The sequence below is a fragment of the Nonomuraea sp. NPDC004186 genome (genome assembly GCF_053603495.1).
In genome coordinates this window covers 21,220-36,107 of sequence record NZ_JBSGFQ010000118.1, presented here as the reverse complement: position 1 = coordinate 36,107, position 14,888 = coordinate 21,220, and the positions used below count along the sequence as shown (strand labels likewise).

At 71.9% G+C, this 14,888-nt stretch carries 12 protein-coding genes and 3 tRNA genes; 7 read left to right on the top strand and 8 right to left on the bottom strand.

Annotated features, from left to right (window positions below; all coding sequences use genetic code 11):
• A partial coding sequence (locus tag ACWEPL_RS53470; protein ID WP_452441046.1) for a hypothetical protein occupies positions 1-2,249 on the bottom strand: 2,249 nt, incomplete at its 3' end.
• 92 nt (positions 2,250-2,341) lie between these two features.
• Between ACWEPL_RS53470 and ACWEPL_RS53465 the strand changes: the two genes are divergently transcribed.
• On the top strand, positions 2,342-3,724 hold the full coding sequence (locus tag ACWEPL_RS53465) for a hypothetical protein (protein ID WP_452441044.1): 1,383 nt from the start codon (positions 2,342-2,344) through the stop codon (positions 3,722-3,724).
• A gap of 26 nt (positions 3,725-3,750) precedes the next feature.
• Here ACWEPL_RS53465 and ACWEPL_RS53460 read toward each other — a convergent pair whose 3' ends face one another.
• From ACWEPL_RS53460 to ACWEPL_RS53450, 3 genes are read right to left on the bottom strand one after another with little or no spacing between them, the layout of a single operon-like run.
• Positions 3,751-4,581, bottom strand: coding sequence for an aminotransferase class IV (locus ACWEPL_RS53460; RefSeq protein ID WP_350727106.1), 831 nt, complete (start codon positions 4,579-4,581; stop codon positions 3,751-3,753).
• Positions 4,578-5,606, bottom strand: a complete 1,029-nt coding sequence (locus ACWEPL_RS53455; RefSeq protein WP_363972222.1) for a chorismate-binding protein — start codon at positions 5,604-5,606, stop codon at positions 4,578-4,580. Before ACWEPL_RS53455 ends, ACWEPL_RS53460 begins: the two co-directional genes overlap by 4 nt.
• On the bottom strand, positions 5,573-6,490 hold the full coding sequence (locus ACWEPL_RS53450) for a LysR family transcriptional regulator (protein ID WP_363972220.1): 918 nt from the start codon (positions 6,488-6,490) through the stop codon (positions 5,573-5,575). The genes ACWEPL_RS53455 and ACWEPL_RS53450 overlap by 34 nt, the downstream gene beginning before the upstream one ends.
• 58 nt (positions 6,491-6,548) lie before the next feature.
• On the opposite strand from ACWEPL_RS53450, the gene ACWEPL_RS53445 reads away from it, so the two are divergent.
• Positions 6,549-7,706 carry a Rid family hydrolase gene (locus ACWEPL_RS53445; protein ID WP_452441042.1) on the top strand — a complete coding sequence of 386 codons (1,158 nt, stop codon included), beginning with the start codon at positions 6,549-6,551 and terminating at the stop codon, positions 7,704-7,706.
• Here the strand turns inward: ACWEPL_RS53445 and hutH are convergent.
• The 3 genes from hutH to ACWEPL_RS53430 all read right to left on the bottom strand — a co-directional run bounded on the left by hutH (position 7,703) and on the right by ACWEPL_RS53430 (position 10,663).
• The gene (gene hutH, locus ACWEPL_RS53440) at positions 7,703-9,253 is read right to left on the bottom strand and encodes a histidine ammonia-lyase (protein WP_452441041.1); all 1,551 of its coding nucleotides are present in this window, start codon (positions 9,251-9,253) and stop codon (positions 7,703-7,705) included. The genes ACWEPL_RS53445 and hutH overlap by 4 nt on opposite strands.
• 23 nt (positions 9,254-9,276) lie before the next feature.
• The gene (locus ACWEPL_RS53435) at positions 9,277-9,984 is read right to left on the bottom strand and encodes an ArsR/SmtB family transcription factor (protein ID WP_452441040.1); all 708 of its coding nucleotides are present in this window, start codon (positions 9,982-9,984) and stop codon (positions 9,277-9,279) included.
• Between the two features lie 124 nt (positions 9,985-10,108).
• Complete coding sequence (locus ACWEPL_RS53430) at positions 10,109-10,663, bottom strand: hemerythrin domain-containing protein (RefSeq protein ID WP_452441038.1); 555 nt, start codon at positions 10,661-10,663, stop codon at positions 10,109-10,111.
• A gap of 111 nt (positions 10,664-10,774) precedes the next feature.
• On the opposite strand from ACWEPL_RS53430, the gene ACWEPL_RS53425 reads away from it, so the two are divergent.
• The 5 genes from ACWEPL_RS53425 to ACWEPL_RS53405 all read left to right on the top strand — a co-directional run bounded on the left by ACWEPL_RS53425 (position 10,775) and on the right by ACWEPL_RS53405 (position 13,120).
• Positions 10,775-11,983, top strand: a complete 1,209-nt coding sequence (locus ACWEPL_RS53425) for a hypothetical protein (RefSeq protein WP_363972215.1) — start codon at positions 10,775-10,777, stop codon at positions 11,981-11,983.
• 92 nt (positions 11,984-12,075) lie between these two features.
• Positions 12,076-12,801: an SDR family oxidoreductase gene (locus ACWEPL_RS53420; RefSeq protein ID WP_452441037.1), complete on the top strand. Its 726-nt coding sequence runs from the start codon at positions 12,076-12,078 to the stop codon at positions 12,799-12,801.
• An 81-nt stretch (positions 12,802-12,882) separates the two neighbouring features.
• A tRNA-Gly gene (locus ACWEPL_RS53415) sits at positions 12,883-12,954 on the top strand.
• Between the two features lie 15 nt (positions 12,955-12,969).
• A tRNA-Cys gene (locus ACWEPL_RS53410) sits at positions 12,970-13,040 on the top strand.
• Positions 13,041-13,045: 5 nt separating this feature from the next.
• Positions 13,046-13,120 (top strand) — tRNA-Val (locus ACWEPL_RS53405).
• Between the two features lie 319 nt (positions 13,121-13,439).
• Here ACWEPL_RS53405 and ACWEPL_RS53400 read toward each other — a convergent pair.
• The gene (locus ACWEPL_RS53400; protein WP_363972211.1) at positions 13,440-14,783 is read right to left on the bottom strand and encodes an LVIVD repeat-containing protein; all 1,344 of its coding nucleotides are present in this window, start codon (positions 14,781-14,783) and stop codon (positions 13,440-13,442) included.
• Between the last annotated feature and the right edge of the window lie 105 nt (positions 14,784-14,888).

Here is a 14,888-nt window from a genome sequence, read left to right as displayed (position 1 = left end):
CCAGCAGTACGGGCGCGACCCCGGTGCCGAGAGCCCACCGCAGTTGCTCCAGCGCGTCGGCCAATCGCCCCTCGACAGCGGAGTCGGCCACGTTGCCCGGTGGCCGCGGGATCGGCCCGCAGGCTTCGCGACGTGCGTTCGACGGCCTCGCGTACGGGCTCGGCGAGCGCCGCGTTGATCCGCGCCGCGTCGGCGCCCTGGGCCCGCGGGTAGGAGACGTCGATCATGAGCCTCGGGCGCTGCTCCCGCCAGGCGACAGGGCCGATCGCGACCCGCTCGCGGGCCGGGCCGCCCTGCACGGCCGGCGCCGCCGCCACGAGCACCAGCAGCGCCGCGCCGTACAGGAGGATCTTCCGCCGCAGCGGCACCACCAGCGCCGCGGCCACGAGCGGCCCGGCGACGAGGCCCGTCTGCAGCCCGGTGACCGGGTCGAACAGGCCGGCCAGCCCGCCGGCGAGCACCGACAGCCCCCAGACGGCCAGCAACGGGGCCGCGCGGCGCTCCTTCGTGTTCAGCCGGGCGAAGCCGAGGTAGACCAGCCCGGCGAGGAGCAGCACGTAGAGCGCGCCGGTCAGGTTCTCCAGCGGCGGCCGGGTCACGCGCAGCACCGGCACGGCCAGGAACGGCGCGTCGGCCCGCCCCACGGGCGGTCCCACGCCGAACCCCTGGAACGCCCCCGCCACCACGGCGATCACCAGCGCCGCCCCGCCCGCCCGCGCCGCGGCCAGGCCGCGCTCCCGGCGGCTCGGCACGTGCGGGCGCACCTGCTCCTTCCAGGCCCGGTACCGCTCACGCAGCTTGGCCCAGCCCTCCTCGCCCGCCAGCTCGACAATGCGTACGAACCTGGTCAGGCCGACCTGCGAATGCACGATGAACAGCAGCGCCCCGAACACCGGCACCACGAACCCGGTGAACGCGGCGGCCTCCCGGGCGGGCGCGACGTCCAGCGGCCGCTCGCCGGTGACCGCGTGGCCGATCACGCTGCCGAGGTTCCAGGCCAGCGCGGTGGCCAGTGCGAGCGCACCCGTCAGCAGCAGGTAGTCAGAGGCGGGGAAGAGCCGTACGAGCTGCCCCCGGATCGCGACGTACACCAGCGCCGCCGCCGTCACCCCGAACACGGCCACCACCGCCCACACCCACACCACCACGGTTCCGCCCAGCGCCGGATCGGGCGGGGCGAGCAGCGCGAGCGCCCGCAGCGGCGCGGGCGTCCCCTCGTCGAACGTCCGCCGCGTCAGCAGCGGGAACCTCGAGGTGACGGCCAGGCAGAAGTACGTCAGCGCGAGCGCCGCCCCGGCCACCAGCAGGCTCCACCGCCGATCGGGCCGCACGGGATCGGGTGCCGCGGCCGGGCGCTCCCTGGCCGGAACGACCGTCTGGATCCCGATGGCGGCCGCCGCGAGCAGCAACGGGGGCACGGCGACCTGGGCGGGATGGGCGATCAGCGCCGCCCCGAGGTCGCGGAGGTACTCCGCCGCCCAGGCCCAGTCCAGCGGGTCGGCGAGCAGCAGCTCCCGCATGCCGCGGTCGATGGCGACGACGGCCGCGTACACGACCGGGGCGGCGGTCAGCGCGATCCACGCCAGGACGAACGCCCGCCCCGGCCGCCCCTCGACCGGTAATCGCCGCCGCAGCACGCCCTCCAGCGACCCGGCCGCGACGGCGGCGAGCACCACGGCCACCTGGTCGAAGTAGTTCAGCGAGAGCGGCAGCCAGGCGAGCAGCTCCTGCCGCCCGAGGAAGGCGCTCCACACCACCGACCACCCCGCCACCAGGCCCGGCAGCACCCAGCCACGCGGCCGGAACGCCGACGTGCCCTGCTTCGCGGACTCGGCTGGCGCCGCCCGGGTGACGGCTAGCACCAGCACTGCGGCGAGCAGCGCCGTCGCCATCCCCCAGGAGGCGGCGTACGTCAGGTGCTCCCGAAAGGGCACACCTCGCAGCCGCGCCCACATCAGCACGGCCAGCACCCCCGCGGGACCGCCTGCGAGCCCCCAGCAGACCAGCACCCCCAGCCGCGACCCGCCGAACCCGGCCCACCGGAACGCGAGATACGCCCCGCCGGTCAGCGCGACCGAGAAGGCGACCAGCACCGCCACCGTGCCCCCGCCCGTCCCGGGGAAGACCAGGACGCCGCCGAAGGCCCGGCCGAGCGGGAATCCGCCCACGGGCGGCAGGGCGGACCCGCCGGAGACGGCGAGCGCGCAGACCACGGCCGCGAGCAGGAAGATACGGGTCGTCTTCGCCACACCTCGTCCTCTGCCCGAGCCGGGTCGGATGCCGCCGCCCGGTGACGGGGAAGTGTCTCACCGGTGAGCGCCACCCGCTAATGTTCGCTGTCGTGTCCCGACGATCATCGGCTCGCTGGGCGTCGGCGTTGCTGCTCGCGGTGCTGCCCGGCGTCCTGTTCCGGATCGACGCGCTCCTGTCCGAACCCGAGGACGCCACAGGCGTGTACGGGTTCGTGACCCTGTATTCGTGCCGGATCGACCTGTCCGTCCGCTACTGGGACAGCGCGCTGCGGGACTTCCCGCTCTTCTCGTACGGCGGCGCACCGTTGATCGTCCTCGGCTTCGCGGGCTGGTACGCGAGCCTGCGGAAGGGGCGTGACCGGCTCGGCCGGATCGTCGCCCGCTCCGCGGCCACCGTCCTGCTCCTCCCGAGCCTCCTGCAGCTCCTCATGTACGCGCTCAACCCGCGATGCCATGCCGTAGGGCCTATGGACCTCTATGTCCTGGTGCCCCCGATCCTGATCCTGCTCGCGGCGCGCCCTCCCCGGCGCGCGTTCGTCCGGCGGGGCCGCCTCGTCCGCGCGTCCGCCGTGGTCCTGACGGTGACGGCGACCCTCCTGGTCGCGGTCGGGTCCGTCCCCCCGGGCAAGGTGAGCGCCGACAGCGAGCTCGACTGCGCCGGATTCGGCCGCGGCACGGTCGAGGGGCTGCGCAAGGAGGAGAAGGACTTCCTGTGCCGGGTTCGCGGCTACGGCTTCTTCCCCGGCGAGGGCATCGAGGAGTGGAACGAGTCGTCCGACCGCATCGTCCTGGCCCAGGGGCACCACCTGTGCGGCCTGGCCGATCGGCACGGCGGCGACATCGGCGTGCCCGCCGTACGGGACGCGCCCCATGCGTCCCTGCTGCCGGCGCTGGCCTCGCTCTGCCCCTCCGTGGCGCGCTGGGAGGCGGCGCAGGAGAAGCAGCGGCAGGAGGAAGCGGCCGCGTACGTCGCCGGGAAGGAGCGGGCGTGCGCCCGGCACCGGCCCCACCGCCCCAGGATCAAGCCGGCCCGCCAGCGGCGCGCCACGATGTTCACCGAGTTCTGGACCGTCGGGGGGTGGGAGGACGGCTCCGAGGGCCGCGTTCCCGACCTGGTCGAGGACCTGGTCGGGAGCGAGCCGGGAGCGCTGACGATCTGGGCGGCCGACGAGGTCGGGCACGCCTGCGTGACCGTCGAGTCCTACACCAGGCGGCCGCCGCTGGAGACCAGGGGCTGGAAGGAGGTGGTCGAGGTGGGCTACGAGAGCCCGAAGGGCTCGCTGACCCTCTCCGACGGCGACGGCCGCCGCATCCGGGGCCTCACGGCGGCCGGCCCCGGGCATTACCGGGTCCGGGTCCACCTGCGCGGGCGCGAGCAGGTCTACCAGGTCCCGGACCCGCCGGACGGCGCCGTGGAGCTGCTGATCATGGTGTTCCCCGGCGAGCAGAAGGAGCCGGTCGTCCACCGGTGACGCCCGGCACCCCCGCCCCTCGCGGCCTACGGGTTGAGGTCGGCGGCGGAACGCTCGGCGAAGATCCGCATGGCCTTGGTGGTGATCGGGCCGGGAGCGATCGGCAGCTCGGTGTCGTCGACGAGCCTGATCGGCTGGATGTCGCGGGTCGTCGAGGTCAGGAACGCCTCCTCGGCCTCGTACAGCGCCGAGAGCGGCACGTCGGTCTCCTCCCCGCCGCACCATTCGAGCACCAGCGCCCTGGTCACCCCGGCCAGGGGGCCGGCCTCGAGGGTGGGGGTGAGCAGGCGGCCGTCGCGGACGATGAAGATGTTGGAGCCGGTGCCCTCGCAGAGGTCGCCCGCCAGGTTGCCGAAGATGGCCTCGCCGCCGCCGCGCTTCTTGGCGAACAGCAGGGCCTTGGCGTTGTCGCCGTACGAGGTGCTCTTGACCCCGGACAGGGCGCCGCGCTCGTTGCGGGGCCAGGGGACGACGGTGACGTTGGCGGTGGCCGGGAACGGCTTCTGCTCGTCCACGATGACGACGGAGGTGGTGCCCTGGTCGCCGCGGTCGGAGCCGAGGGGGCCGGGGCCGCTGGTGTAGGTGACGCGGATGCGGCCGAGCGCCCACGCGGGCGCGACGGCCAGGAGCTTGCCGATGCCGTCGGCGATGGCGTCGACGTCGGGCTCGGGCAGGTCCATGCGCTGGGCGGAGAGCGTGAGCCGGTCGAGGTGACGGGTGAGAGCGAACGACCGGCCGTTCACGATCTTGATGGTCTCGAAGACGCCGTCGCCGACCATGAGTCCGTGGTCGAACACCGATACGGTGGCCTGCGCGGGGTCGATCAGCTCGCCGTTGACCCAGACAGGGATGTTCATGTAGTTCCTCCTGTGGATGCCAGTGCGATGAGCCTGGCTGCTTTGAGCTCGGTCTCGAGCCATTCGCGCCTGGGGTCGCTGCCCCAGGTGATGCCCGCTCCCGTGCCGAATCGGAGCTCGCCCTTGCCGTGAGCCAACGGCGAGATCCAGAATGTTCTGATGCCCACGGCCAGCGCCGCCCGGCGGCGGTCGGCGTCGACCCAGCCCACAGCCCCACAGTACGGCCCCCGGGGTGCAGGTTCGAGCTCGTTGATGATGCGCAGAGCCGACGACTTGGGCGCGCCCGTGACAGATCCGGGCGGGAAAGTCGCGGCGAAGAGCTCGGGCCAGCCCGCCCCCGGCGCCAGTCTGGCCCGGACGGTGGAGACGAGATGGACGAGCCCCGGGTGCTCCTCGACGGCGCAGAGCGACGGCACCTCGACCGAGCCGACGGCCGCGACCCTGCCGAGGTCGTTGCGGACGAGGTCGACGATCATGACGTTCTCGGCGTAGTCCTTGTCGAGGAGGTCGTCCGCGGTCGCGCCGGTGCCCTTGATGGGCCTGGACTCCACCACGTCGCCGTCACGCGACAGGTAGAGCTCGGGCGATGCGGACACCACGCTCAGGCCGGGCACCCGGATGACGCCCGCGTACGGCGCGGGGTTGCCCGCGGCCAGCCGGGCGGCCAGGGCGAGCGGGTCGGCGTCGGCCGGGACGGGGGCCGTCAGGATCCGGCAGAGGTTCGCCTGGTAGACCTCGCCCCGCTCGATGTAGCCGCGGATGGCGCGCACGCCCCGCTCGTAGGCGGCCTGATCGAGCGAACTGCGCCACTGGTCGGGCCGGGGCCCGTGCCAGGGGCGGGCGGGAGCGGGCAGGGGAGACTCGCGCACCCGGTCGAACCGGGCACACGTCACCTTGCCCTCGTAGTCGACGACGACAGCCCACCAGCCCTCGCCGTCGAGCGCGGCCAGGTCGGAGGTCACGTCACGCAACCCGGTCGCGTACACGTGACCTAAGTGGGCGAAACCGTCGTACACATTCTCCATTCTCCCAGCATTTCGACGAGCTCCAGCGCGGCCGGCAGCGGCGCCTCGGGCAGGGCCGCGTACACCTTCCGCGCGGGCGCCATCCCCCGCAGCGGGCGCAGCACCAGATCCCCCGGTACGGCCCGCGCCGCCAGCTCCGGCACCAGCGTCACCCCGAGCCCGGCGGCGACGAAGCCGAACTTGCCCGTCCACTCGGCCACCCGCAGCCCGCTGCGCGGCGTGAACCCGGCCGCCGCGCACGCGGTCACCAGCAGGGTCGGCTGGCCGCGCGGGGCGGCCTCGATCCACGTCTCCTCCGCCAGGTCCCGCAGGTCCACGTCGGCCTCGGCGGCCAGGCGGTGGCCGCCGGGCAGCGCGACCAGCAGCCGGTCCTCGCGCAGCGGCACCGTACGGACGCCCTCGGCGGACAGCCCGGCCGGGTAGTCGCTGATCACGGCCACGTCGAGGGCGCCCCCGCGCAGCCGGTCCATCAGCCGCGAGGTCAGCCCCTCGATCAGCCGCAGCTCGACGTCGGGCCGCCGCTCGGCGAACCGTTTCAGCGTGCCGGGCACCAGATCCACGTTCGCCGTGGCGAACGCGCCCACCCGCAGCGTCCCGCCCCGGCCGGTGTGGATGGCGGCCAGCTCCTCGCCCGCGCGTTCGAGCCGGTCGAGCACGGCCGTGGCATGCCGGTGCAGCGCCTTCCCCGCCGGGGTCAGGCGCACCCCGCGCGGCAGACGCTCGAAGAGCGGCCCGCCGGTGGCGCGCTCCAGCGCGGCGACGCGGCGGGAGACCGCCGACTGGGTGTAGCCGAGCAGCTCGGCGGCGGCCGTGAAGGAGCCGCTCACGGCGACCTCGTGGAACAGCCGCAGCGCTCCCGGGTCCAAGGCATTCAGATCTCGCATGGCTGATATGCAATCTAGTCGGTGGTGGAATACCTCGCATCCAGGTTGACTGTGACGCATGATTGCTTTTCTCGGACAGGGACGCATGGGCGTCCCCATGGCCCGGCGGCTGACCCAGGCCGGGCACAAGGTGACGACGTGGCGGCGCGGGAGCGGCGTGACCGCGGCGGAGGCGGTGGACGGGGCCGAGCTGGTCATCACCATGCTCAGCGACCCGGCCGCGGTGCGGGAGGTGCTGACGGCGGCGCGGCCGGGGCTGCGGCCCGGCGCGACGGTGGTGGAGATGTCCACGATCGGCCCGGAGGCGGTGCGCGAGCTGCGCGCGCTGCTGCCGGCCGAGGTGGGCCTGGTGGACGCGCCGGTGCTGGGCAGCGTGGGCCCCGCGGCCGACGGCACGCTGACCGTGCTGGCCGGCGGTGACGTGTCGGGCTGCCGCGAGGTGCTGTCGGTGTTCGGGTCGGTGCGGGAGGTCGGGCCGCTGGGCGCGGGAGCGGCCATGAAGATCGCCGTCATGAGCGCGATCGTGCCCGCCCAGGTGCTGCTGGCGGAGACGTTCGCGTACGGCGAGGCGCACGGCGTGGACCGTGGCGCGCTGGCCGACGTGCTGTCGGGCACCCCGCTGGGCACGCTGGCGGAGCGGCTGCGCGTGCCGTCCGCCGAGACCCGCTACTCGCTGGGGCACGCGACCAAGGACCTGGAGCTGGGAGCCTGGGAGGGCGCCTCCATGGCCGGCGCCGCCCGGGCCAGGCTGCAGGAGGCGCGGGCGGCCGGGCTGGGGGAGCGCGACCTGACGGCGATCGCCGAGCACGTCGGCGGGGGGATCACCCACCGTGCGGTGCCGCTGAACCTGTCGACGATCCCCGCCACGAACGGCCGCTACTCGCACGCCGTACGCGTCGGCGACATGCTCTACGTCTCCGGCCAGGCCGCCTTCGACGAGCAGGGGAACATCGTCGGCGAAGGATCCATGGCCGCCCAGTCCGAGCACATCTTCCAGGTGATCTCGCGCATCCTGGCCGACCAGGGGGCGGCGTTCGAGGACATCGCGTTCATCCGGACGTACGTGACGGACATGGACCAGCTCCTCGACTACGGGCGGGTCCGCGCGAAGTACATCACCGGCACGCCCCCGGCCAGCACCACCGTGGAGGTGTCCAGGCTGTTCCGGCCGGGGCTGCTGCTGGAGGTGGACCTGATCGTCGCAATCCCCGGCTAATTCAGGGGACCGGTGACCGACTCCGCCGCCGCGACCACGCCGCCCTCGGCGACCAGGCGTACGGCGGACTCGATCTCCGGCGCGAGGAACCGGTCGGGCCCGGGGGCGGGCACGGTCTCGCGCAGGGCCCTGACGACGGCCGCGGTCGCGGGCGCGGGCTCCAAAGGGGCGCGCAGGTCGAGCGCGCGGGCGGCGGTGAGCACCTCGACCGCCAGCACGCGGGTGAGCCCGTCCACCGACCTGCGCAGCTTGCGCGCCGCCGACCAGCCCATGGACACGTGGTCCTCCTGCATGGCCGAGCTGGGGATCGAGTCCACGCTGGCGGGCACGGCCAGGCGCTTCATCTCGGAGACGATGGCCGCCTGGGTGTACTGGGCGATCATGTGACCCGAGTCCACGCCGGGGTCGTGGGCCAGGAAGGCGGGCAGGCCGTGGTTGCGGGCCACGTCCAGGAACCGGTCGGTACGCCGTTCCGACATCGAGGCCAGGTCGGCGGCCACCACGGCCAGGAAGTCCAGGACGTACCCGATCGGCGCGCCGTGGAAGTTGCCGTTGGACTCGACGCGGCCGTCGGCCAGCACCGCGGGGTTGTCGACGGCGCTGGCCAGCTCCCATCCGGCAACGGTGGCGGCGTGCGCGATCGTGTCGCGGGCGGCACCGGCGACCTGGGGGGCGCAGCGCAGCGAGTAGGCGTCCTGGACGCGGGTGCAGGACTCCGGGTCGCGGTGGCTGGCCATGATGCCGGACTCGCGCAGGACCTTGGTCATGTTGGCGGCGGACAGGGCCTGGCCGGGGTGCGGCCTGAGCGCCTGCAGCTCCGGCATGAACACCCGGTCGGTGCCCAGCAGCGCCTCCACGCTCATCGCGGCGCTGACGTCGGCGGTCCTGACGAGCGCCGTGAGGTCGTGGATGGCCAGGATGAGCATGCCGAGCATGCCGTCCGTGCCGTTGATGAGCGCCAGGCCCTCCTTGGCGGCCAGCTCGACGGGGTCGATGTGGGCCTGCTTGAGCGCCTCGCCGGCGGGCTGGAGGTTCCCGGAGCCGTCGCGTACGACGCCCTCGCCCATCAGCGTGAGCGCGACGTGCGCCAGCGGCGCGAGGTCGCCCGAGCAGCCGAGGCTGCCGTACTCGTGCACGACCGGCGTGATGCCCGCGCTGATCAGCGCGGCCAGGGTCTTGGCCGTGGTGGGCCTGATGCCGGTGTGGCCGGTGGCGAGCGTGTGCAGGCGCAGCAGCATGAGCGCGCGCACGACCTCGGTCTCGACCTCGGGCCCGCTACCCGCCGCGTGGGAGCGCACCAGCGAGCGCTGGAGCTGGGCGCGCAGCGCCGGGTCGATGTGGCGGGTGGCCAGGGCTCCGAAGCCCGTCGAGATGCCGTACGCGGGCGTCGGGCTCTCGGCCAGCTCGTCCACCCGCTGGCGGGCGGCCGAGATGGCGGCCAGGGCGTCGTCGGTGAGCTGTACGGGGGCGCCGTGGCGGGCCACCCGGATGACGTCGTCGAAGGTCAAGGGCTCGGGGCCGACGTTCACGACCTCGTTGTCGCGCATGGGGCGTTCTCTCTCGCTGCTCGCTAGGTAACCGGCGTACCCGATGTTAGCTCCTTACTTGGGAACAATGCGGACAGCCCCTCCCTGCCCTCGTCGGTGAGGACCACCGCTCTGGGCACCTTGCCGCGCCGGTACCAGTCCCGTTCGAACAGCACCTCGGTGATCGCCGCCCCCAGCGCCCCGCCCAGATGCGACCTGCGCTCGGTCCAGTCCAGGCACTCGGGCGCGAACCGCCTCCTCGACCTGCGCGCGCCGTCCACGTCCACGCCGATGCCGGCCAGCAGCCGCTCTCCCGCCTCGGTCAGGTCCTGCGCCGCGTAGTAGCCGCCCTCGGTGAGCCGGTCGAGCAACCCCACCCCGGCGCGTCCCGCGAGGTGGTCGTAGCAGGTGCGGGCCTCCTCCAGCATCCTGGCCTGCCTGGACTGGCGCAGGGACCGTACGGGCGGGCGGGCGCTGACCCTGGCCAGCACCTCCAGCACCTCGGCCACGTCGTGCCCGGCCAGGCGGTAGTAGCGGTGGCGGCCCTGGCGTACGACGTCGACCAGCCGCCCGTCGAGCAGCCTGGACAGGTGGGCGCTCGCCGTGGCGGCGCTGACCCCGGCCACCCGGGCCAGCTCTCCCGCCGCCAGGGCCCGCCCGTCGAGGAGGGCGGTCAGCATGGCCGCCCTGGTCGGGTCCGCAATGAGCGCGGCGACGGGCGCTATGTCGGCGTCGCGAGCGATGTACTCCATGCGTACGACGCTAGTACGTCGACATTTCGACGCGCGTCGAAGGGTCACGCCGCGCTTGCCGAGCACCTTGCGACGTGCGTCGAGGGTCGGCCGCGCTCGCCGCCTCGCGACGTGCGCAGAAAGGTCAGCCGCGTTTGCCGAGCGCCTTGCGGATCAGCTCCCGTGCCCGCTCCATCAGCGCGATCGGCGTGCCCACCAGGACGTTCTTGGTGGCGCTCTCCGTGCCGGGGTGCGGGCGCTGCGGGGCGAGGGTCTCGGCCGCCCGCACCGCCGCGGCCATGGCCCGCCGCTCGACCGCGGAGGTCTTCGCGCGCAACTTGACGAACTCGTACCGTTCCTCGCTGCGGGCGTGCGCCGCCACGGCCAGGCGCAGCTCACCGAGCCGCTCCCAGAACTGCGGATGGTCCACTCCGCCCTTGTGAAGGTCGAGGAGGAGCTGTTTGGCGCGGTTCTCCTCGGTCAGGCGGTCGCCCACGACGCCCTGCCCGTTGTCGAGCTTCCTGCGCGCGTACGGATGGACGATCTCCTCCTCGGCGGTCTCGTGCACGGACAACATCCGCGTGAGCCGGTCGAAGGCCTCCTCCACCTTGTCCGGCGGCGCCTGCTCCACCTCGTCGAACAGGTCCCTGATCTGGCTGTGCTGGATCACCAGCAAATCGATGACATCTTGTTCACCCACGCCCGCGCCCTACCCGAGCCTCCGGCGGACACGCGCTTCCTTACCGAACGCAGGCCGTCAGAGGACCGAAAGCGGAGGTTGCCGCATTTCGCCCCGGGTAAGCGCAGCCACATGGCCTTCGACCCACTGCAGGAGCGGGGTATCCCGCTGGACGACCAGCTGCGCCACTGGAACGAGCTGAACGTCACGCCGATCGACCCCGACCACACCGACCCCTACACGCGCTGCCGCATCATCACCATGAACGCGATCGAGACGGAGGCGATCCTCTTCAGCCACCAGCTCGCCCGCCACTGTCCCGACACCGAGATCAGGCAGCAACTGGCGCGGGTGCGCTACATCGAGGCGCAGCAGCAGAAAGTGGTCAACTGGCTGCTGTCGGGGCTGTCGTCGGTGCTGGAGACCACGATCGCCTACGAGCAGGCGGCGGTGGACCTGACGGCGTGGGCGGCGCGGCTGGAGCCGGACGACTATCTGAAGCAGGCCTACCAGTTCGGCCTGCTGGAGCACCTCGACCACCTCTACCGGTACGCGAACCTGTACGAGATGATCGAGCACCGCGCGGCCGAGAAGATCGTGGGCCGGGTGACCGAGGTGATGCCGGGGCGGCCGACGCACCTGCAGCACCGGGATCCGGTGGACAACGTGCGCGAGCCGTACGACCGGGGGACGACGGAGCCGCTGTCGCGGCTGCACGCGCTGACCGTCATGGCGGTCGAGCAGCAGATCATGAACTTCTCCATGAACGCCGGTCCCATGTGCCTGGAGCCCGCGGCCCGCCGGCTCTACCAGGAGATCGGGCTGGTGGAGGAGGGGCACCTCACCCACTACGAGTCGCTGGCCGACGGGGGCGAGAGCTGGTGGGAGCGGCTGCTCAACCACGAGTACAACGAGTGCTACCTGTACTACTCGTGCATGGAGACCGAGTCGGATCCCCGGGTGAAGGGCATCTGGGAGCTGCACCTCAACATGGAGCTGGAGCACCTGCGGCTGGCGGCCGAGCTGTTCCGGCGGTTCGACGGGCGCGATCCCGACCAGGTGCTGGCCCAGGCGTGCCCGCCGCCGATGACGTTCGAGCCGAACAAGGCCTACCTCCGCGACCTGCTCGCCACCCAGGCCGACCGCACGACGCTGGGCACCGGGTACGTGCTGGAGGAGCACGAGCGGTTCCGGCGGATGCGGCAGGCGCTGGCGGACGGGGAACGGCCGCCTTCCGAACGCGTCATCGAGGGCAACCGCGCCGTTTCCGGCCGGGACTACCGCCTGGAGACGGAGGCACCGTACTCGACGGGCGTTTCCGGCGGCCCGCGAGGCCGCTAGAACCCGTCCTACGGCGCTCACGTCACCAGCGCTCGTCACCAGCGCTCGTCACCAGCGCTCGTCACCAGAGCCCGTCGCTAGAGTCGGGTCTCATGACAGCAGTCGCCCTCGTGACCGGCGCGTCGCGCGGCCTCGGTGCCGTGATCGCGCGCCGGCTGGCCGCCGACGGCCTGGCCGTCGCCGTCAACTACAGCCGGGACGCCGCCGGAGCCACGAAGGTGGTGGACGAGATCCGCGCCGCGGGCGGCGTCGCGGAGGCGTTCGCCGCCGACGTCACGCACGGGCCCGACGTGTCGTCCCTGGTGGCCGACGTCGCCGAGCGCCTGGGCCCGATCCACGTCCTGGTGGTCAACGCGACCGGCCCGCAGCCGTCCATCGCACTGGAGGACCTCACCTGGCAGGCGCAACTCGACCAGCTCGAGTTCTTCGTCAAGAGCCCGACACTGCTGGTGCAGGCGGTACTGCCGGGCATGAAGGAACACGGCGGCGGACGCGTCATCCAGATCGGTTCGGACATCGTGGACCGCAAGCTTCCCAGCATGTCCGCCTACATCGCGGCAAAGAGCGCCCAGCACGCCATGACCGAGGTCTGGGCCCGCGAGCTGGGCCCGTACGGCATCACGGTCAACGTCGTCGCCCCAGGCTGGATCCCGGTGGAACGGCATGCGGGCCTCGACGAGAGCGGTTACCTCGCGGAGGTGCCTCTGGGCCGCATGGGCACGCCTGATGACGTCGCGGCGGCCGTCTCGTTCCTCACCTCGGAGGGCGGCGCGTTCGTCACGGGCCAGCGCATCACCGTCAACGGGGGCCACACGTGACCTGCGTGAGCGTAATCCAGTTTGGGTACTCGGCCAGGATTCGCTAGAGTTCTCTCGTCGCCCCGGTTAAACGGGGCGGATGCGGAAGTGGCTCAGTGGTAGAGCATCACCTTGCCAAGGTGAGGGTCGCGGGTTCGAATCCCGTCTTCCGCTCGGAGCTTCCGGCTCGGTGGCGTGGCCGAGAGGCGAGGCAGCGGCCTGCAAAGCCGTCCACACGGGTTCAAATCCCGTCGCCACCTCACAAGGACGATTAGCTCAGCGGGAGAGCGCTTCCCTGACACGGAAGAGGTCACTGGTTCAATCCCAGTATCGTCCACCATGCTGAAAGCCCCAGCCCACGGCACTCGCCGGGACTGGGGCTTCTTGCTGTGCGGACCTGACCAGACAACTCCCGCCAGCACCCAACCGCCTTCACCAAGTGCCGACCGACCGCTCTGCCACCCTCGCCCGGCGGGCGACCGCCCAGCTCACCGCCCTCACCCGGGAGCGCGCGCCTGCCGCCCTCACCCGGCCCGGTGTCGGGCCGAACGCTCGTCACCCTCACCCGCTGAGTTGCCCCAGGGCCGGGTGAGCCGCGCCCCAGCCTGAATAGGCCGGGGCACGACCCGGAATGGCGGCCGGCCGGCCAGCCCTCAGCCTCAGTACGACTTCTGAGTCTGGACGTTGAAATCGTCCATCTTGACCTTCTTGGCCGGATCGGTGAGGGGATCGTTGATCTCCAGGACGTCCAGCCCCTCCATGATGTCGCTGGAGTAGATGTACCCGTTGTAGTAATACGCCGACCAGGACCCGGCGATGCCACCGCCCGGGAACGGCCCGCGTTCGAAGAAGCCGATCTCCTTGGGGTTGGCCGAGTCGGTGAAGTCCCAGACCGACACCCCGCCCTGGTACCACGACTGCACCATGACGTCCTTGCCCGGAACCGGGATCAGGGAGCCGTTGTGGGCCACGCAGTTCTCGTTCTCCTGCTGATTCCGGGGGATCTTGAAGTATCCGCGCCGCTCCAGCTTGCCGTTCACGATGTCGTACACGGCGTCCGCGCCCTTAGTGCGCGGCGTGTTGCTGTCGCACGTGGCCTGGCCGCCGCCGCCCAGCTCGTCGCTGAAAACGACCTTCGTGGCATCGTTGTTGAACGTCGCCGAGTGCCAGATCTGGAAGTTCTCCGTGTCGGTGATCTGCTGGAGGACCTTCGGATTGACCGGGTCGGAGATGTCGAGGAGCACGCCGTCGCCGAAGCAGGCGGCCGCGGCCAGCTTCTTCTCGGGGTACGCGGTGATGTCGTGGCAGCCGGAGGCGAGATCGGAGTGCTGCCGCTCAGGGAAGATATCCGGCTTCGCCACGATTTTTGCGGACTGAGGCGACTTTGTGGGGATCTCTACAATCTGGATGAGTTCGTGGGGCGGGGGGCAGGTCTTCGACTCGGGCTCGGGGCCGGGCGAGGAGACGTACACGTAGAGCGTCTCCCCGGCGGGGACCATCGTGTGCGTGTGCGAGCCGCAGTCGGTCCTGACCGCGCTGAGGTACTTGGGGCTCTTCTTGTCGCTGATGTCGAAGATCCGCAACCCCTCCCAGTCACGACTGTCCTCGCTGGAGTCGCACCCCTCGCCGCTGCGCGGCTCGTCGATCGACAGGATGAGCAGGTCGCCGTACACCGAGACGTCGTTCTGCTGGGCCGGGCAGGACACCGTGCTCACCAGCTGAGGTTTGGTCGGGTTGCTTATGTCGTAGATCGCGAACCCGCCGAAGTTTCCCACGAACGCGTAATCGCCCTGGAACGCCAGGTCGGTGTTGATGTCGTCCCGGCCGTTCAGCGGGGCGGGCCGGCGCATCTGGGCGACGAGCTTGACGTTGTCGCTCGTCATCACGTCACCGGTGGGGGACGGCTTGCCGGCTGGAGCGCTGGTCTCCTGCGTGGAGGTGTCGGGCGTTGAGGCCCCGGACGCCGTCTGCCCCGCCGCGCAGGCGGAGGTTAACAGCAGCACCGTACACAACAACGCTCCGCGCAACTTGGCAGAGATCAACGCGCATTCCCCTTTGTCTCGTAGTTCACTATGGAAGCTATGCCAGTGGGTACGCGCACGCGTGCG